Raw genomic sequence first — 17,864 nt, 5'->3', positions numbered from 1 at the left:
GTCGTCGAATTGGCGCAGGTCGTGGTCGCTGAGGTGCGGCATGTCAGAGCGATGCGTCGCGTCAGAGAAAAGCGGCGCCGTTCAATGGGGCTTGATCCTGCCAGATCTGGCTCGGTTTGTCCCGTCAGAAATGAGGGGGGGGTAACCGACTACGGGCATTGAAGGTCTTTCCGCAGGCCGCGCAGCGAAACCGCGGTAAGCCATGCGCCTGGCCCCAATGTCCGCACGGAGTGTGATGGCAATGGGGGCAAGGCGGGTGGGGATTGAGCGCTGCCACCCAGGGTTCGGGCAGCGGCTGTTCCTGTCGCAGCGCCTCAAGGTCGTGCTGACGTTGCACGGGTGTCAGTTCGTCGGCCTGGGACAGCCAGTCGCCTCAGGAAAGACCCTGTTCTTCGCACAGCGCGGATTCCGGTTGTTGAATCGGCGCCCGGCTTCTGCAGGACTTCAAGAGCGAGCGGGGGCTCGGTCAGAGCGCGCGGATGCAGACCTCGCATACCCCGCCGATCACCACCAGAGCAACCCTGGCCTCGAGCATCTGGGGAAGCAGGCGGTTGAAGACGAGGAGCTTGGGCAGGGGTATCGCGGCCTCGAGGATGTAATCGCCCTGCCGGTTGATTGGGCGGCAAGGGTTCGGCCCCGGTGAATCCCGGTACCGGCTGCGGAGCTCGTGCTGGCATTGAGTATGAAGATGGCGGCCGGCAGGTTGCATCGGATCAGCGGGACGCCCGCCGACGCCGGGAGTCCCGGATCTCCGAGAAGCGGATCGAGGGCAACTGGTCTGTTGCTATCCATACAGGCCGTACCCCATTGTCAACTATGCTACGACACCAACAAGGTCGCAAGCGTTCATAATTCTCTATGAAAAACAAATAGATAAACGATTTTAATGGGTTTGGCGCGGGGTTTGCTCCTGTAGGAGGCAAGAGCGATCACAGTCAACCTGCTGTTTGCAGCGAGCAAACCGGGAGATCCCATCATGGCACTGCGTCAATGCGCCATTTACGGCAAAGGCGGAATCGGGAAGTCTACGACCACGCAGAACCTTGTCGCAGGTCTGGCAGAGCTGGGTCAGAAGGCCATGATCGTGGGGTGTGACCCTAAGGTCGACTCCACGCGCCTGATGCTGCACTCCAAGGCCCAGGAAACCATCATTCATCTGGCCGCCGAGGCGAGTTCCGTCGAGGATCTGGAACTGGAAGACGTGCTGCAAATGGGGTATGCGGACATCAAGTGCGTCGAGTCCGGGAGGCCAGAGCCCGGCGTCGGCTGCGCCGGGCGGGCGTCATGACGGCCATCACTTTCCCGGAAGAAGAGGGTGCGTACGATGAGGACCTCAACTTCGTTTTCTACGACGTCCTAGGAGACGTGGTGTGCGGCGGCTTCGCGATGCCCATCCATGAGAACAAGGCCCAGGAGATCGACATCGTATTCTCCGGCGAGATGATGGCCATGTACGCGGCCAACAATATCTCCAAGGGCGTGTGTATATCCCGGTGGCACCAAGGAAATCGGTTGGGCGCCGTTGGAAATTGACGGTGATGTCGAGGGAAACGTCTTGGCGCCCATGCAGGACGCAGCGGAAGTTCCGCATTGGCATGGATGCACCACCTTTGATCTGCCCGCCGGTGCAACCCGGCTGGCGTCGTCGGCGGTCTATCCAAATCAGGCATTCGGCTACCGAGACAATGTGCTGGCGCTGCAATTCCATTTGGAAGTCGAACCCGAGGCCTTGGAAAGCCGGTACTTCGGTCGTGCGCACGAAATTGCGTCAGTAGAAGGGCTGACGGTTCCTGAACTCCGGGAAGATGGCCAGCGCTATGGGCCAACTCTGCAAGGCCCGGCCCAGCAGGTATGGGCGAACTGGCGGGAGTCTCTGGCTGCTCAGGGTACCGTCGAGGCAGCGGCATGAGCCGCTGAGACTTCGTACGGGAGCTCTACCGGTGGTAGGGGCAGGGTAATCGCATCAAGATTCGCCAATATTGGCGTCCCATTAAAAATATTTATATCGGCAGGTTACCGCATCCATCGCGGACATTTTCTTCCTGTCTCTTACCGAACACTCGCTACCCCGAGAGGTTGTTGTCGATTCGTACCGTCATCGCACTACTTTTGTGAAACAGCCTGGGCGCTAGTGCGTGAACGGAGGGCGATTCGACGAGCGCAATGGATTCAAAAAACTGATGTTCAAAGACTTTAGAAGATCATAATATTATAGATCCTTGATGCGATTGCTTTGGTGGTAGGGGCTGTTGGCCTAGGCTCTCGTGTCGTAATGACCGATATCGGTCGCCGGGCGTCGATCATCGATTGGCCCGACCTCCCGCTGTAGGCTGGGCAAGCGCAGCGCAGTCCACCAAGCGCCGGCGCGGGATTCGGTGGACTTCGCTCTCGCTCGTCCACCCTACCGGCCCAACTGACGATCAAGGCTGGTCGCCGTTGCTGGGGGCGCGGTTAAGGATCATTTCGATCACCACATTCATCCCGGAGAGAACGAAGATGAGTTTTAGACGCTATCGTTGTGTCACTTGCGAGCATGTCTACGACGAAGCTCTGGGTGACCCGATTCACGGGGTGGCCCCGGGGACTCGATTTGATGGCCTGCCGGACGAATGGTTTTGTACGCTTTGTGGTGATCCTCGCGAAAGTTTTGAATTTGCCGGTTTGTCCGAGCATGCGCAAGCCGTTGCCGAGCGCAACAACGACCAGGAAGGCGATCCCATTGTGATTGTTGGCGCTGGGATCAGCGGTTGGTACATCGCCGAGCAACTGCGCCAAAATGGTGCCAAAGGCCCGATCACCATCGTCACGAAAGATGATGGCGACTACTACTACAAGCCGCACCTGTCCGAGTCCGTTACCAGCAAGTCACGTGCGGATCTGATCATTGCCAAAGGGCCGGATCGCGCGCAGTTGCTGGACGTGGACTTGCGTGCGCGTACCCAGGTGCTTGGTCTCGATCGTAAGAAAAAACGTTTGTTAACCAACAAAGGAAAGGTCGAGTACGGCAGGGTCGAGTACGCCAAGTTGGTGCTTGCGACGGGCGCGGTGCCGCTCCGTCTCTACGTTCGTCGTATCCAGCGGCATATCCATCAGCTGAATGACCTGGATCAGTATGAGTCACTGACGGAATTGCTCAACAGCGGTCGCAAGCGGGTACTGATTCTGGGTGCCGGCTTGATCGGATGTGAATTGGCCAATCACCTTGCTCGTGCCGGGCATGAGGTCGCGATCAACGATAGAGCCCCATATTTGCTGTCGTCCGTGGTATCCGAGGGTGTTTCCACCTACGTTCACGATCGACACGTGCAGAACGGGATCGAGTTCTTGCTCGGCACCACGATGAACGATGTCGCCAAAGGAGACGGTGGGTTGCAGATCCGGTTCGAGGATGGGCGCACCATGGAGCGCGACGTCGTGATCTCGGCGATCGGCCTGAAGCCCAACGTTGATCTTGCGGCCCGAGCGGGCCTTGATGTTGGCAAGGGGATCAATGTCGATGACACCATGCGTACCAGCGACCCGGACATCTACGCTGTCGGTGATTGTGCTGAACACAAGGGGCAGGTGTTTTCATTGGTCGAGTGTATCAATCGCCAGGCTGCCGTGATCGTGGATCAGCTTTGTGGTGAAGGCAAGCAGAGCTTCGAGTCACGTATGTGTATAGGAAGCATAACCGCCTTCTTGCCTGTTGGCAGTTCCTGTTTGCGCCCTTCGGAGCCTCCGGTCAGTCGTCGATCCGACCCGAGCGCCATTCGGAGCCTCCGGTCAGTCGTCGATCCGATCCGAAAAGTGACTTGGCGCGGCAGTTTCGGCCCTGAACCCGCCCAACCACCGCTCCGCTGACGCGATTTTTTCCTGCGCACCTGCCACCCGGCCAGCCTCCACCCTTGCCGTGCCGCTAACGCCACAGTCCGAACGAGGTCATCATAGGGTCACCCCGTCTCGTCGAACAGCCCCCGCCGCAGGCCGGACAGGTCTCGATCTCAATGCCGAAGAACTGTGTCAGGCGTTGCGCCCACGTCATCGAGGCGCGGTTCGGCGGGTGTCGGCTCCTGTGGAGCCTGCCTCGTATCAGGCTGACCACCCCGGCCCCCGCTTAGCCGGTGTCACTCGCGCGCGGTCGTGGCTGTTCGGCGCAAAGACCCCGCGAAAACGGGTCAGGTTTACTCTCAGCTTCGGCACCAGGGCCGCCAGCCGCGCGATGAAGTCCAACGGCTCTAAGATGACGTGGGTGGTGCCGTCGCGATACGGGGTCTTAAGCTGGTAGCGGATGTTGCCGTTCGCCGTGCGCGACAGGCGCTCCTCGGCAACCGCCGGACGGCTGATGCAGCGGCACAGCCGCTCAAGCTTCTTGCGCTCATCCGCGCGCGCTGTGACGCCGGCATGCAGCGAGAACCCGGCCACCTTGCGAGCCCCTGATCGAGCGGCTCCTCACACGCCGGCAGCATCTGCAGCGTGCGCAAAAGACGCCGAGTTAATGTCAAATCTGGTGTACAGCCTCATCGGGCGGCGATCCGATCTGACTGATCGTTCTCTTGCGCTCCATCGCGGAACGGGACGTTGTTGAGAAAAAGAACCACGTGATGAAGGTCCTGCTCGACGAAGCCGAAGCCGCTAACCGCGCCAAAAGCGAATTCTTGCCTGTCATGAGCGACGAGCTACGCACGCCGCTGAATGCGATCCTCGGCTTCTCCGAAATGCTGCGCGGCGAGCTCATGGGTCCCTTGGGGTCGCCCAAATATCTCGAACACTCCGCCGACATCCACGACAGCGGCCAGCCTCCCGAAGCGTCCGAGACGCCCGTCGACCGGAGTGTCGCCGTGCTCGTGATACATTTTGGGACATCCCTGTCCCAAAATGACTGCGCTCGGCGACAGCCTTCTTGCCCCGATTCGCCCTGCGTCCGTGGCGCTACGCCGACCTCTCGCACGCTCGAGGCCGGCTTCGCACCACTCCCTCAAATGGCTTGACGGCGTGTCGGATGCGCTTGCATATGGCCTACGCGGCTACGGGATCTCGTGGACCTGCGGTCCACGGCGACCCCTTCGCCACTCCGGCCATACGCCCGCGCCGACGCCTATCGGGGACTACGCGCCTTCGCTTCGCTCTCCATGGCGCGCAGCGGCTGCAAGCCGCGGGCTAACTCGTCGGCGTCCTGGCCAGATTTCCGAGCTTCGCCAGCGCCGCATCCTGCGCCTCGCCGTATGCGATCGATCCGACGAAACGTCCTTGGGCGTCGAGCAGAAACATCGTCGCCGTGTGCTCGACCGTATAACCGCCGCCTTCGACCTTCGTTCGCGCGTAGTAAACGCCGAGGGGTTTCGCGAACGCGGCGATCTGGTCAGGCGTTCCGGTCAGGCCGCGAATGCGCGGATCGAATGCGGAAAGATACGATTCGAGTTCGTCCGACGTGTCGCGCTCCGGATCTACGCTGACGAAGAAGACGCCCAGCTTGTTGGCGGCGGACCCCATCCGCCGCAGCGTCGCAGTCAACGACGCCAAGGTCGTGGGACAGACCTCAGGGCAATGGGTGAAGCCGAAGAAGACGGCCGCCGGACGGCCCAACACGTCGGCCTCGCTCACCGCCTGCCCGTCCTGGTCGACCAGCTTGAACGGCGCGATCAGGCGCGCCCCCAAGGCCGGCGACGCGCCGGGGACAGGCCCGCTTTGAAAGAAGCCCAGGCTCACGGCGAGCGACGCGAAGACCAGGACCGCGACAAGCGTGATCGCCCCGTAGCGAACGATTCTCAACAACTCACTGCTGTTCATGCCCGCCTCCTCCCATCGCGCGAACGGCAAGCGTCGTCTTGACGCGCAAGTCGCCCTCGAACACCAGCGTCAGCGGCACGCTTGCGCCTTCCGCAAACGGCGCTTTCAGTCCGATCAGCATCAAATGATACCCGCCGGGCTTCAGCTCGACGCTGGCGCCGGCCGCAATCTCGAGACCTTCGTTTGCCGGCTGCATCCGCATGACGCCATTGTCCATCGACATCCTATGAATCTCGACCGTCGCCGACGTCGGCGTCTCGCCGCCGACGAGGCGGACCGACGCGGAGCCCTCGTTCAAGATCCGCATGTAGCCCGCGCCGACATTGGCGCCGGGGGGAGTCGCCATCGTCCAGGCGTCGACAATCTTGACTTGGCCGGACGCCTTGCCGTCCGACGGCGAACACGCCGTGGCCGCAAGGACTGCAATCGCGGAAAAGACAGCAACATACTTTGCGCGCAGTAAACCGCTCATATCATTCTCCGAGTTTCCTACTGGTGTCGGGCTGTGCCCGAATGCGCCAACTTGCCACACGTCCCTGCGTCCGCCCGGACACTAAAATAAATCGGCATCGCAAAAGAAGAAGCAAACCGGTCAGCCCGCGGGCGGCCCCGTCGGCGGCGGTTGTGCGCGAAACGCTGGAAGGCGAGGCACAGCCGTTTCACCTGCGGCAAAGGGTCGGAAACCTACGCGTTCGACCGTGACCGCACTAACCGCGGGCGGCGCAAGCGGCGATCAATCGTGCAGTCGGCAATGCGCGCACTGCTTGCCGTGCTCGTGAAAATTCGACGGACCGGAACCCGCACTGCCGCCGCTCGTCAAGCACAGGGTGCCGGCGATCGCCTCGGCGCGCATCATCACCACAGGCAGCATCAGCTGCGCCAACACGGCAAGGCAGAACAGGATCGCGCGCAAAACGCGCGTCTCCCTCGCGACGGCCGTGCCGGAATGAATCATATGGCCAGTGTCGCTGGTGTGCGCGGTTCTGGATATGCGCCTGGAGGAGCGCCTTGCCGCCTGAGCATCTATAACTCGCGCTCCCACACCCGCGTCCCGTCCGTCAGCGCAACGCCCCCTTCGGCCTTGGCTACCAGCTACCAGCTACCAGCTACCAGCTACCAGCGGTAGTTGTAAACGCCTACCGCACAACGCCGCACCCTGCCCTGTCGTTTGTCGCGTCGACTCAAACGCGCCGCCGCCCGCGCACCTGGAAGAACTCTAGTGCCTCGCGACTGGGCGCGCCTGAATCTGCGGTACCCGTCAGCCTGTCAAGGCCGTACCCGGTCGATCGAGACCGCCACCTGTGTGGAGCCGCTGCTCGGGATGGGGCCGGTTTCGCCCTCCAGATCGCCGGGCTGGGGCATGGCCTGGCCGCTGGTTGAGACACGGGCGCCGACGATGACCTGTGGGAAGCTGGACAGTTTCATGGTCGGCATCATCGCCATGCTGTCATCGAGGCGGAGGGTCGTGGGTAGGTCCGCGACCCGGATACGCCGCACGGCCAAAGGCATCGGTGGACCTGCCGCGGCCTTGGCGTAGACGAAGACCGTGGTATCTGGCGGCGTGCGATTCAACAGTGCGGGGGCGAGTGAGACGTCGACCTCGATCGCGGGGGCTCCCGCATCCGCCTGGGTCGCGGGTTTGGATTCGGCCGGGCGCTCCTCATTACCGTTGGACGCCCGCGCGTCACCCGCATGTCCCACTTCTCCGGCACCATCCTTCGCCGCCAGCCGAGCCGCGGACGGCACGCCGGCACGCTGCTCGGCGTTGTCGATTAGCCGCCGCAATTCGGCGGCGTCCTCGCTATCGGGGTCGGTCTTGCTCAAGACCCGTTTCCAGGAAACCGCCGCCGCGGTGAATTGACCACGTTGAAATGCCGCCATTCCGGACAGCCAGCGCGCCATGACGTCTTCCGGGTCCAGTTCCAACGCCTCGGCAATCAGCGCCGACGGCCGACCCTCCAGTCTATTGTCGTTGTTGGCGGCCAGCGCCTCAGCGTATGCCAGAAGTACCTGCAAGTCCTTCGGCATCAATTCGTAGGCCCTGGCCAATGCGGTCTCGGCCTTCTCGGCGTCTTGCATCGCAAGATAGGTGCGTCCGAGCGTGATCCAGCCTTCGGCGTCGTCCGGCGTCTGCTGCAGGCGCTCCTCGAGTTGGATGACCAGAACGTCCAGCGATGGCATTCCGTCCGCTGCGCCGTTGTGGTCCTGTGCTGCCGCGACCTGCCCGGCAGCACCCATCGGCGGGATCATGTCCTGGCTGCCCAGCGCCAGATAGAGCGCCAGCGTGGAGGCGGGCACGGCCACGACCAGCGCAAGTGCTGTCAGCCCTGTGCTTGGCAGTGAGAAGCCGCTGCGCTGTCGCGGGTTCTTTGTATCCAGGTTGTTCAGTACTTCCCGCTCAAGATCCTGCCGTGCCGAGTCGTATTGGTTGCGATCCAGTTTACCCGCGGACAGATCGGCGTCGAGCTCAGCGAGTTGCTGCTTGAACAGGCCCAGGTTGACCTTATCGAGGTCGACGTCGTCGTCCCGATCCGCCTCGGCGGTGCTGCTCAGCAGCGGCGCGAGCACGAACAGCAGGGCCAGGCCGGTGAGGCCGGCAACGAGAATCCAAAAGATGGTCATGATGATTGGTCCGTCTTGCCGTCGCGATCGGCGAGCATGTCCTTCAGTCGGAGGCGGTCGTCGTCGCTCAGTTCGGCGTCTGGCGCGGACTGCTTACGCAGCAGTGCGCGGACCATGAACACCGCACCGATACCGATCAGCACGAATGGCCCGAACCAGAGGATGTACGTGGAGGGTTTCAGGGGTGGGTCGTAGAGGACGAAGTCGCCGTAGCGTGCTATCAAGAAGTCGAGTATCTCGTCTTGTGACTGGCCGGCGCGCATCATCTTATAGACTTCGTTGCGCAGGTCTTGGGCCAGCTCGGCTTTGGATCCGGCAAGGGACTCGTTCTGGCAGACCAGGCACCGCAGCTCGCTGATCAGTTCGCGAAACTCCGTCTGCTGCTCGGGACTGTCGAAGGTGAGCTCCTCGAGCGTGAAGGCATCGACGGCCACGCTGGTCAGGAGCAGGATTGACAATAGGAAGGACTTGATCAGTGCTGGCATGCCGATCTCGTACGTGCGCTTTTCATCGATATTGATGGCCCAAAGGGAAGGTTTCGACAATGAAGGACGCAAGGGGATCTCGGACTGGGGTCAGGTTGCAAGCCCCGGCAGTGGCGGCAGTGCAGACGCGAGGCTGCGCCTCACCCCGGCCTACCTGTGAGTATCGACCGTCAAGGATTCGTTCAACACCCGTTTTACCAAGGGGCCTGTGCATCGAGTACGCCCTCAGCCCTCGGCCTGCAATTCGGCTACCAGTGGCTGCAATGTCTCTTCCCAAACGGTGCGGTCAATCGGGCCGATGTGTTTGTATCGGATGATGCCTTTCCTGTCGACGACAAAGGTCTCGGGCGCGCCATAGACGCCCCAGTGGATGCCGACGCTATTGTCGGGGTCGTAGCCGTTCATGTCATAGGGATTGCCGGTCAGACGCAGCACCTGGGTTGCGTTCTCGGCGTCGTCCTTCCAGTTCAGTCCGACGACCTGGAAGTCCGGGATCTCGGACAGGGCCATGAGTGCCTGGTGTTCGGCGCGACACGAACCGCACCAGGAGGCCCAGACATTGACCAGCGAGATGGTGCCCTTTAGGTCGGTGTCACTGACGCTGCGGCCGGGGTCTGTCAGCTCTGGCAGACTGAACACCGGCACCGGCTTACCCACCAGTGGTGAGGGTACCTTACGCGGGTCGTTGCCGAGCCCAAAGGCCAGCAGGGCGACCAGCGCAATAAAGAGTGCCAGGGGCACGAGCGCGACCAAGACGCGGTGCGAGGCCGGGGTGGAGGATGCCGTCGATGCTGCGCCCATTGCTCAGGCCCTCGCCGTTGCACCGCCGACCGCCGCCGCGGCGCGAGAGCGGGCGGTGCGATAGCGTGGGTCGCTGACGGCAAGGGTGCCGCCAAGGGCCATCAGTATCGCGCCAAGCCAGATCCAGCGGACATAGGGTTTGTAGTACAGACGCAGCGCCCAGTCACCGTCTCCCACAGGCTCGCCGAGGGAGATATAGATGTCGCGGAACAAACCGGCATCAATGGCGGCCTCGGTCATTGGCATGCCGCCGCCCAGATAGGACCGCTTCTCCGGATAGAGCTCGGTGATCTGCTTGTCGCCATCATAGACCTTGAAGTGGCCTCGGTCGGCCATGTAATTCGGTCCGGGGGCCTTCTCGGCACCAAGGAATTCGAACCGGTAGCCGGCCAGTTCGTGGCTGTCCCCTGGTGACAGACGTACGTCTTCCTCAACCTGGAAATTGGACACCATGGTCACGCCGACGATGAACAGGGCGACGCCCATGTGGGCGGTCACCATGCCGTAGAAGCTACGTCCGTTGCCGCGCAGATCAGCAATCCAGCCGTCGAAGCCGCGTTTGTTCTTGAGCCGATCGCGGACAATGCTGGCATGCGAGAACAGCAACCAGGCTCCCAGCGCGACACCTATGGGCACCCAGAAATGGCCGCCGCTGAACATGGGCAGCGACGAAATCGCCAGCACCAACGCGCTGAGCGCGAAGGCGATCCACAGCGTCTTGATCAGTCGGCCGGGCTCGTCGTGCTTCCAGCGAGCCGCCGGCCCGATGCCGAGCAGGATTGCCAGGAAAGGCGCCAATGCCAAAAACATTTTATTGAACCAGGGGAATCCGACTGAGATCTTGCCCCAGTCGAAGGCCTCGTAGATCAGCGGCGCCAGGGTGCCGAACAGCACCAGGACGGTGAAGGCGAGGAACAGCAGATTGTTGCCGAGCAACGCGCTCTCTCGCGAAACCAGATCGAAGCGCCCGCCCTCGGATACCTCCGGCGCACGCCAGGCATAGAGTGCCAGGGAGCCGCCGGTGACGATGCACAGAAAGATCAGGATGAAGAGTCCGCGCTCCGGATCAGTGGCAAAGGCATGGACCGAGGTCAGTACGCCAGAGCGCACGAGGAAGGTGCCGAGCAGGCTGAGGGAGAACGCGAAGATGGCTAGCAGTACTGTCCAACTCTTGAAGGCCCCGCGCTTTTCGGTGACCGCCAGCGAGTGAATCAACGCGGTGCCGACGAGCCAGGGCATCAGCGATGCATTCTCGACCGGGTCCCAGAACCACCAGCCGCCCCAGCCGAGCTCGTAGTACGCCCACCAGGAGCCGAGCGCGATTCCGATGGTCAGAAACACCCAGGCCACCGTGGTCCAGGGGCGTGACCAGCGTGCCCAGGCGGCGTCGAGCCGCCCGCCGATCAGCGCTGCGATGGCGAAGGCGAAGGCCACCGAGAAACCGACGTAGCCCATGTAGAGCATCGGCGGGTGGATGGCGAGACCGAAGTCCTGGAGCAGTGGGTTCAGGTCACGACCCTCCGCCGGTGCCGGGAAATGGCGCTCGAACGGATTGGAGGTGAACAGCATGAAGAGCAGGAAGCCGATCGCGATCATTCCCTGCACCGAGATCACCCGCGCCACCACTGCCAGAGGCAGATTCTTGCTGAAGGCGGCGACCGCCGCACCCCAGGCTGCCATGAACAACACCCAAAGCAATAGCGACCCTTCATGGCCGCCCCAAACAGCTGAAACCTTGTAGATATCAGGGAGTAGCGTATTCGAGTGCTGGCCGACATACAGCACCGAGAAGTCGCTGGTCAGAAACGCCTGTACCAAGCAGGCGAAGGCGATGATCAAAAACGTGAATTGCCCGTACGCCAGTGGACGCGCCATGGTCATCCAGGGGCGATTCCCGGTTCCGGTACTGGCCCCGTTGCCGGCGAGCGAGCCGGCCAACGGGAAGGAAGCCTGTACGACGGCGACGACGAGCGCGAGGATCAGTGCGACATGGCCGAGCTCCGGGATCATTGGGCAACGCCTCCAGCTTCCTGGGTTTGGGCAGCCGACTCCGTTGCTCCCTCGACATGGGCGGTCTTCGGGGTGTCGGCGACCTCCGGCGGCATGTAGGAGTCGTCATGCTTGGCCAGCACCTCGTCGGCGTAGAAGATGCCGTCTTCGCCGATCCGACCCTTGGCAACGGCGCCCTGACCCTTGCCGAACAGGTCGGGCAGAATACCGGTGTCGCTGACCGACACGACGGCGGCGTTATCGGTCACATCGAAGCGGACCGTTAGGCCGTCTTCCTGACGCTTCAACGAGTCCTCGACCACCAATCCGCCGATGCGAAAAACCGCGCCGGTCGGATGCTCGTTGGCCATCACCTGGGCCGGACTGAAACATAGGCGATGTTGCTCTGCAGTGCGCTGAGCGCCGAGGATGCGGCGATCCCGGCGCCGACGAAAACCATGCGTTTTTGTCTTGCTTTCATGTCTGTTCACCTCGGGGCTCTGCCAATGGCGCGGTCTCGGGCTCGACGCTGGGATTTGCCCCTGCCGGCGATGTGTCGCCTGGACTGCGCAGTCGCACCGATCGACCAACGCGGGACAAAATGCCTCGGCGGTGTTGGCGTCACTGCGCCACTTCGGCCAGCATCGGCAGGAATGTGACACCGAAGGCGCCCCAGACGAAAAAGGCGGATCCGCCCTGCCGGAAGAAATCGACCGCAGCTTCCATTACACCGGACGCGACAATGTCGCGCGAGAAGCCGAGGTCGCCCACCTGTCGGAGGAGTTCGCGCACATTTTGCGAATCCGCGCTCATCATTTTGTTTTTGATACTAATTTAAGGACAAAGATCAACCAACAAGGTCTGGGAAACCGTTTTGGCTTGGGCGTCACCACATCACTGCTCATAGCCTGGTCAGCAAATTATGCGCCAGACTGTGATCGAACCCGGCGGAGGGCTAAGCGGAAAGACGGGAACCCCGGCGAGTCACGCGGTGCAGCCCGCTGTCGCAAGCGTCTGGTGGACCGGGATAAGGCGTTCAGGTCCACCAGCTCGCGCAGGATATGGACCGGCCGGCTGGAGATCCGCGCGGCCCGGCGGGCATGGGGCTCGAGCAAGGAAACCCGTTGAGTCGGAGGAGCGGATTGCTGGAAGCTGATCGCTTGATTCAGGCCGATCGGTTATCCAGGCCCGCGATCGTTCCACGGCAATGCCACCGAGACAGTGGGCACGTAGGCGCGACATTTTGTTCCATTGGCCAACTCATTTCGCGGCCATTTTGTCTCGGCGTTCGAGGCGGCACCGCGGCGATGCGCTTCTGCCTCACCATGTTTAAGATTCTAAAGAAACGACTCTGGCGGCTTGCCTCCAATGCGTCACCGGCCGTCGGCGAGCGATCCGTTGCGCTGATGAGCACATGGCATCGATCGTGCTTTTCAGTGATGCAGCGGGCCCATTCATCAATGCCTATGCAGCGTGCATCGATAAGAGCGGTCGTATGATCTGACCCGCATAGGCCGGCATCTAGACGTAGCCGCTCGTCCCATCAACAACTCATCGGACAGACCATAACGATGCAAATCAGTATCCTCTTGGTGACGCTCCTCGGCATGGCGTTCGTTGCCGCGGCATTCGTCTTCGTCGTTCTGAATTCGGGACCGCGCGACGAGGACTATGGTGGGATCGCGAAACGGGGCTACTTCATCCGGCGCTGGTGGATGATTGGCCTGTGCGCCGCCGGGGTGGTGGTGAGCGCTTGGTCACTCGTCCCCTTTCCGCTGCAGGCATCGAGCGTCGAATCGCCAAGAATCATCCAGGCGATCGGTCGGCAATGGTCTTGGGAGCTCGCTTCGAGCAGCGTGGAGGCCGGGGAACCTGTCAGGTTTCGCGTGACCTCGCTCGACGTGAATCACGGCTTCGCGATCTACGGGCCCGACGACCAGATCATCGCGCAAACCCAGGCGATGCCGGGCTATTACAACGATCTCGACGTCACTTTCGAGCGCGCCGGCAAATATCGCGTGCTCTGTCTCGAGTATTGCGGTCTAGCACACCATACCATGGTCGCCGAAATCGATGTGAAGGAGAGGCGTTGAAATGACAGCATCGGAACTGGAATACGCGACCCCCGACACGCAGCGCACGCCTGTGGTCAAACTCTACCTCGGCATCGGTCTGCTCGTCTTCGCCGGGCTGATGCTGGTCGGCGCACTCATGCGGGCGGCACAGGGCGCCACGACAATCTCCATCGGCCCCGAAGTCTTCTATCAGTTGATGACCTTGCACGGTGCGGGGATGGTGGGCACGGCCGGATTGGCCGCACTCGCCGTCAATTGGTACTTCCTGAGCAAGTACGTACGGCTGAATCAGAAGATCTTCCTGGGGACGCTGGTCTTGTCGCTGGTCGCCGTCGTCATGATCGTCGGCTCCATCCTGATCGGCAAATTCGCGGCCGGGTGGACCTTTCTGTATCCGCTGCCGGCCACCTCGCTCGGACTCTGGAGCAAGGGTGCGGCACTGACCTTCGTCGGGGGCCTCTTACTGCTGGGGGTCGCCTTCCTCTTGGTCTATCTCGACATGGGTATCGCCATTGTGCGTCGCTACGGCAGCATTGCCCGTGCCTTGGGGTTGCCGATGCTGTTTGGCCGGGAACCGATCGACCCAACGCACCCACCGGCGGTGGTCGCCAGCGCCATGGTGCTCATCGTCAATGTCGCCGGCATTGCCGCCGGTGCGATCGTTCTGATCATGACGATCCTGCATCTGATCTACCCGCCGCTCGCCCCCGACGCACTGCTGATGAAGAACCTCATCTACTTCTTCGGCCATGTCTTCATCAACGCCACCATCTATTCGGCCGTGATCGCGGTCTACGAGATCCTGCCCCTCTACGCCCGACGTCCATGGACCGTCTCTCGGCCCTTTCTCGCAGCCTGGCTCGCCGTGACGCTCATGGTGCTGGCGGTCTACCCCCATCATCTGCTGATGGACTTCGCCATGCCGTCCTGGATGGCGATCATGGGACAGATCCTGTCCTATACCAGCGGCATTCCCGTCTTGGTGGTCACCGCCTTCAGCGGGCTGATGCTCGTCTACCGCTCGGGCATTCGTTGGGACGCCGCATCCAGTCTGCTGGTGCTGTCGCTGTTCGGCTGGGCGGTGGGAATCGTTCCGGCGGTGATCGATGGCATGATCAACGTCAACCTGGTGATGCACAACACCCTCTGGGTGCCGGGCCATTTCCATTTCTATCTGCTGCTCGGTCTCTTGCCGATGGTGCTCGGATTCGCGAGCTATTTGAGCGCCAACGGTCAGCAGGGACGCACTGGGCGTGTCGGCGCAATGGTCTATGCGGTTGGCGCAACACTGCTCTGTCTGAGTTTTCTGGTGTCGGGGGCGCTCTCGGTGCCGCGCCGCTTCGCCGTGCATGAGGAGAGCTGGCAGTGGCTCGGCGACGTCGGTGCCCTGTCAGGGGGCATCGTTTTGGTCGGCACGCTGATGATCGCCGTGCCGATTCTCCTGAAGCTACCGCGCGCGCGCTTGGCCAGTATCAGCGAAAGCGGATGAGTTCGCGCACCGCACTCTCGATGGCGCTGGCCCTGTGTCTGGTGGGCGGGCTGCTCTGGCAACGGACCGCCGGCTTCTCCGCGTTCACCTATGAAACCTGGCGCCAGTCCCAGGTCGTCCGCCAACGACCGCCGGTATCCGATTGGCGGTTGCAGGACGACCAAGGCAAGGTCGTCCGGCTTTCGGACTGGGGCGAACAGGTCCTGCTGGTCAGTTTCATCTTCACCCGTTGTACCTCGGTCTGCGGAGCACTCGGGGTGCGTTACCGTCAGCTCCAACGCGCCATGGAGGCCACCGGCTCGAAGCGGGTTCGCCTGCTGTCCGTCAGCATCGACCCGGCGCACGATACGCCCGAGCGTCTCGCCGAATACCGGAGCCGCTTCGGCGGCGCGCGCACGTCCTGGACCATCGCGCGCCCGGCCGACGAGCAAACCCTGAGCACCCTGATCAGCGAGACCGGATTGCGCGTCATCCCCGACCGCACCGGCGGTTTCGCGCACAGCGACTCGCTCCATTGGATTCGTGACGGCCGCTTGGTCCGCATCAGCGCTTGGACCGATCCCGCGCTCGAAGGCTTGCTCACGGATGCCGGCTGAACGGTGGCGGCAGTGGCCGCTCGCACTCACCTTGGCGTTCTGTGTCGCCGGGCTGATTCCCGTCACGGCGAGACTCTTCGAAGCGTCCATGCAAGCACACCTCTTGGTGCAGATGCCGCTGCTGGCCTTCTGCGGCGGTTACTGGGTCTCTCGCTCCGAGCGATTGCAGGCGTGGCTGGAACGTGCGGATCCGAGCGGAGGAGTCGCCCTGGTGCTGGGGAGCGGTTGGCTGATCTACTGGATGCTCCCGCTCAACTTGGATCTTGCCACCTTCGATCCGAGTGTTCGGCTCCTCAAGGTCCTCACAGTACCGGTGCTCCTGGGCGCGACCCTGACCTGGAGCTGGCGGCAACTGGGCCCGGTGGGGCGTGGCGTCATGCTCATGGAAGGTTGGGCCATTCTCGTGCGTTTGGGCTGGATCTATCTGATCAGTCCAGTGCAGCTGTGCAGCAACTATCTCATCGGCGATCAACAACGCACCGGGTCGCTGCTACTGGGCTTGGCATTGATCAGCGCGGCCCTGGCCGCGATCTGGGGCGTTTTTGGGCCCTTTCGAAAGACGGATCGGTGTCAGCCAGAATAAGCGGTCGCTGCACCGGCAGCCCCGCCGCCAACTGATGGGTCGCATAGGCGTGGCGCAGCCCATGGATGCCGCCGACCTTGTGCACCCCGGCGCGCTGCTTGGCCTGCGTGAACGCCTTCTGCAGCGTGGTCGGTGAGAGCGGCGCCCCGGACGTTCCGGCAAACAGCCACGCACTCGGGCTAGGCGCGCCAATAGGTGCGCAGTTGCTCCAGCAGCGTGGGGGATAAGGGGACGAGACGATCCTTGGCGCCCTTGCCCTGTTCCACGCGCAAGAGCTTGCGCTCCCCGTCGAGGTCCGCCACCCGCACCGCCAGCACCTCGCTCAGGCGCAGCCCACCGCCGTAGCACAGCGTGAGCATCATGCGATGACGGGCATCGGGACAGGCCCGCAGGATGGCCGCGACCTCTTCGCGCGTGAGCAGCTCCGGGATGCGCTGCGGGCGCTTCGGGAGGGTGACCTCCAGGTCGACCGTCGGCCAGTCGAGGACCTCCAAATAGAAGAAGCGGATGCCGTTGTAGAACAGCCGCACGCTGGCCGGAGCCAGCGCACGCGCGCGCACGAGGTGCTCGAAGTACGCGCGCAAGTCCTCCGGCGCAAGGCAATCGGGCGCGCGGTGGGTGAACTTCGCCAGATCCCGCACGGCGGCGAGATAGCTCTCATGGGTGCGCGGGGAGAAACCATGCATCTGCATGGCCACGATCATGCGTTGACGCAACGCTGTCATCGTCCGGTCCTCTGTCAACGACCCCGATTGGGTCATGGCGAGTGTGGACGACGAGGCGTGGAAGCGCTGTCAGGCGCGGGCGAGTGACGAGCGTCCGCAAAGCCCCGCGGAGCGGATTAGTTCAACGTTTGCCATAAGCCGCGCGAGGTACGAGCGTCGGATTTGATGGCATGGTTATACGCTTTCCTTTAATTCACTAAATTCGTTTGCTGCAAACACTAACTCTTCAGTTTCATGGTCAAACCAATAGACAGTAGGTTCTATGAATCCGTTGCCATCGACTTTATAAACAAGGACATCACCACCGCCATTGTTACCGATAACAATTAGATTTTCAGGCAATCGGTAATGATTTCTTGCCATCTGCGTCTCGTGAACAATGCTATTGCATGTTCTTTTAATTCTTTTTTTGTCTGAGGTGTCATAAAACGGGTGTATCTCGAAGTAGTCCTCACCCACTTCGACACCACCACCATTCAGTCTCATCATCTTCTGACGAAAAGAATCTGGGAACTTCGCTCCAAGTTCACCTTCTGCTTTCTCGATGTATTTCTCTTCAACAGGAAACGCCATCTCAATCCTTTTGCGTATAACAATTAAGCATTTATCCATCGGGCGCATGGCTGTGAGCGTGGTCTCGCTCCGACGCTGGCGCGCCCGATGGATAAATGTCTGTTGGACTAATCCGATCCTGGCACGACGCCGCCGACCGCGCGGATGCGGGCATGCC

21 protein-coding genes and 2 pseudogenes are annotated in these 17,864 nt (G+C 61.9%); 8 read left to right on the top strand and 15 right to left on the bottom strand.

Annotated features, from left to right (window positions below; all coding sequences use genetic code 11):
* Positions 1 to 124: 124 nt before the first annotated feature.
* Both G3446_RS29280 and G3446_RS22360 read right to left on the bottom strand, forming a co-directional pair.
* Complete coding sequence (locus G3446_RS29280) at positions 125 to 277, bottom strand: IS1/IS1595 family N-terminal zinc-binding domain-containing protein (RefSeq protein WP_425338423.1); 153 nt, start codon at positions 275 to 277, stop codon at positions 125 to 127.
* Between the two features lie 189 nt (positions 278 to 466).
* Entirely contained in the window at positions 467 to 709 is a 243-nt protein-coding gene (locus tag G3446_RS22360; protein WP_164455441.1) for an NAD(+)--dinitrogen-reductase ADP-D-ribosyltransferase, read from the bottom strand.
* 267 nt (positions 710 to 976) lie between these two features.
* Between G3446_RS22360 and G3446_RS22355 the strand changes: the two are divergent.
* The 3 genes and pseudogenes from G3446_RS22355 to G3446_RS22345 form a co-directional block, all read left to right on the top strand.
* A pseudogene (locus G3446_RS22355) lies at positions 977 to 1,482 on the top strand (AAA family ATPase); the annotation flags it as partial.
* Positions 1,483 to 1,522: 40 nt separating this feature from the next.
* On the top strand, positions 1,523 to 1,909 hold the full coding sequence (locus G3446_RS22350; protein WP_164455439.1) for a type 1 glutamine amidotransferase family protein: 387 nt from the start codon (positions 1,523 to 1,525) through the stop codon (positions 1,907 to 1,909).
* 587 nt (positions 1,910 to 2,496) lie between these two features.
* The gene (locus tag G3446_RS22345) at positions 2,497 to 3,843 is read left to right on the top strand and encodes an FAD-dependent oxidoreductase (protein ID WP_164455437.1); all 1,347 of its coding nucleotides are present in this window, start codon (positions 2,497 to 2,499) and stop codon (positions 3,841 to 3,843) included.
* Positions 3,844 to 3,955: 112 nt separating this feature from the next.
* Here the strand turns inward: G3446_RS22345 and G3446_RS22340 are convergent.
* Positions 3,956 to 4,469, bottom strand: a pseudogene (locus G3446_RS22340) (transposase); the annotation flags it as partial.
* A gap of 114 nt (positions 4,470 to 4,583) precedes the next feature.
* Between G3446_RS22340 and G3446_RS28820 the strand changes: the two are divergent.
* The gene (locus G3446_RS28820) at positions 4,584 to 4,970 is read left to right on the top strand and encodes a sensor histidine kinase (RefSeq protein ID WP_164455449.1); all 387 of its coding nucleotides are present in this window, start codon (positions 4,584 to 4,586) and stop codon (positions 4,968 to 4,970) included.
* Between the two features lie 169 nt (positions 4,971 to 5,139).
* On the opposite strand, the gene G3446_RS22330 is transcribed toward G3446_RS28820, so the two are convergent.
* The 9 genes from G3446_RS22330 to ccmD form a co-directional block, all read right to left on the bottom strand.
* Positions 5,140 to 5,769 (bottom strand): SCO family protein, encoded by a 630-nt coding sequence (locus tag G3446_RS22330; protein WP_164455435.1) that lies wholly within the window; start codon positions 5,767 to 5,769, stop codon positions 5,140 to 5,142.
* Positions 5,756 to 6,241 carry a copper chaperone PCu(A)C gene (locus tag G3446_RS22325; RefSeq protein WP_164455433.1) on the bottom strand — a complete coding sequence of 162 codons (486 nt, stop codon included), beginning with the start codon at positions 6,239 to 6,241 and terminating at the stop codon, positions 5,756 to 5,758. Before G3446_RS22325 ends, G3446_RS22330 begins: the two co-directional genes overlap by 14 nt.
* A gap of 261 nt (positions 6,242 to 6,502) precedes the next feature.
* Positions 6,503 to 6,682, bottom strand: a complete 180-nt coding sequence (locus G3446_RS22320; RefSeq protein WP_164455431.1) for a hypothetical protein — start codon at positions 6,680 to 6,682, stop codon at positions 6,503 to 6,505.
* Positions 6,683 to 7,035: 353 nt separating this feature from the next.
* Positions 7,036 to 8,391, bottom strand: a complete 1,356-nt coding sequence (gene ccmI, locus G3446_RS22315) for a c-type cytochrome biogenesis protein CcmI (protein WP_164455429.1) — start codon at positions 8,389 to 8,391, stop codon at positions 7,036 to 7,038.
* Positions 8,388 to 8,876, bottom strand: coding sequence for a cytochrome c-type biogenesis protein (locus G3446_RS22310; RefSeq protein WP_209262578.1), 489 nt, complete (start codon positions 8,874 to 8,876; stop codon positions 8,388 to 8,390). The genes ccmI and G3446_RS22310 overlap by 4 nt, the downstream gene beginning before the upstream one ends.
* A gap of 225 nt (positions 8,877 to 9,101) precedes the next feature.
* Positions 9,102 to 9,677: a DsbE family thiol:disulfide interchange protein gene (locus tag G3446_RS22305; protein WP_164455427.1), complete on the bottom strand. Its 576-nt coding sequence runs from the start codon at positions 9,675 to 9,677 to the stop codon at positions 9,102 to 9,104.
* A gap of 3 nt (positions 9,678 to 9,680) precedes the next feature.
* A complete protein-coding gene (locus G3446_RS22300) occupies positions 9,681 to 11,687 on the bottom strand; it encodes a heme lyase CcmF/NrfE family subunit (RefSeq protein WP_164455425.1) in 2,007 nt (668 codons plus the stop codon).
* A complete protein-coding gene (locus G3446_RS22295; RefSeq protein WP_342450190.1) occupies positions 11,684 to 12,157 on the bottom strand; it encodes a cytochrome c maturation protein CcmE in 474 nt (157 codons plus the stop codon). The genes G3446_RS22300 and G3446_RS22295 overlap by 4 nt, the downstream gene beginning before the upstream one ends.
* Before the next feature lie 130 nt (positions 12,158 to 12,287).
* The gene (gene ccmD / locus G3446_RS29025; RefSeq protein WP_342450189.1) at positions 12,288 to 12,482 is read right to left on the bottom strand and encodes a heme exporter protein CcmD; all 195 of its coding nucleotides are present in this window, start codon (positions 12,480 to 12,482) and stop codon (positions 12,288 to 12,290) included.
* Positions 12,483 to 13,237: 755 nt separating this feature from the next.
* On the opposite strand from ccmD, the gene G3446_RS22285 reads away from it, so the two are divergent.
* From G3446_RS22285 to G3446_RS22270, 4 genes are read left to right on the top strand one after another with little or no spacing between them, the layout of a single operon-like run.
* Entirely contained in the window at positions 13,238 to 13,759 is a 522-nt protein-coding gene (locus tag G3446_RS22285) for a cupredoxin domain-containing protein (protein ID WP_164455424.1), read from the top strand.
* A gap of 1 nt (position 13,760) precedes the next feature.
* On the top strand, positions 13,761 to 15,230 hold the full coding sequence (locus G3446_RS22280; protein ID WP_164455422.1) for a cbb3-type cytochrome c oxidase subunit I: 1,470 nt from the start codon (positions 13,761 to 13,763) through the stop codon (positions 15,228 to 15,230).
* Positions 15,227 to 15,826 carry an SCO family protein gene (locus G3446_RS22275; protein ID WP_164455419.1) on the top strand — a complete coding sequence of 200 codons (600 nt, stop codon included), beginning with the start codon at positions 15,227 to 15,229 and terminating at the stop codon, positions 15,824 to 15,826. The genes G3446_RS22280 and G3446_RS22275 overlap by 4 nt, the downstream gene beginning before the upstream one ends.
* Positions 15,816 to 16,409, top strand: coding sequence for a hypothetical protein (locus G3446_RS22270; protein WP_164455417.1), 594 nt, complete (start codon positions 15,816 to 15,818; stop codon positions 16,407 to 16,409). The genes G3446_RS22275 and G3446_RS22270 overlap by 11 nt, the downstream gene beginning before the upstream one ends.
* Here the strand turns inward: G3446_RS22270 and G3446_RS28815 are convergent.
* The 3 genes from G3446_RS28815 to G3446_RS22260 form a co-directional block, all read right to left on the bottom strand.
* Positions 16,336 to 16,533, bottom strand: a complete 198-nt coding sequence (locus tag G3446_RS28815) for a hypothetical protein (protein ID WP_280818873.1) — start codon at positions 16,531 to 16,533, stop codon at positions 16,336 to 16,338. The genes G3446_RS22270 and G3446_RS28815 overlap by 74 nt on opposite strands.
* A gap of 55 nt (positions 16,534 to 16,588) precedes the next feature.
* Positions 16,589 to 17,134 carry a tyrosine-type recombinase/integrase gene (locus G3446_RS22265; RefSeq protein ID WP_280818871.1) on the bottom strand — a complete coding sequence of 182 codons (546 nt, stop codon included), beginning with the start codon at positions 17,132 to 17,134 and terminating at the stop codon, positions 16,589 to 16,591.
* Positions 17,135 to 17,308: 174 nt separating this feature from the next.
* On the bottom strand, positions 17,309 to 17,864 hold a 556-nt coding region (locus tag G3446_RS22260), incomplete at its 5' end, for an SMI1/KNR4 family protein (protein ID WP_209262577.1).

This window comes from Thiorhodococcus minor (genome assembly GCF_010820565.1).
GTDB classification, from domain to species: Bacteria; Pseudomonadota; Gammaproteobacteria; order Chromatiales; family Chromatiaceae; genus Thiorhodococcus; species Thiorhodococcus minor.
The sequence above is the reverse complement of the archived record's forward strand: the minus strand, read 5'-3'. Positions and strand labels throughout refer to the sequence as shown.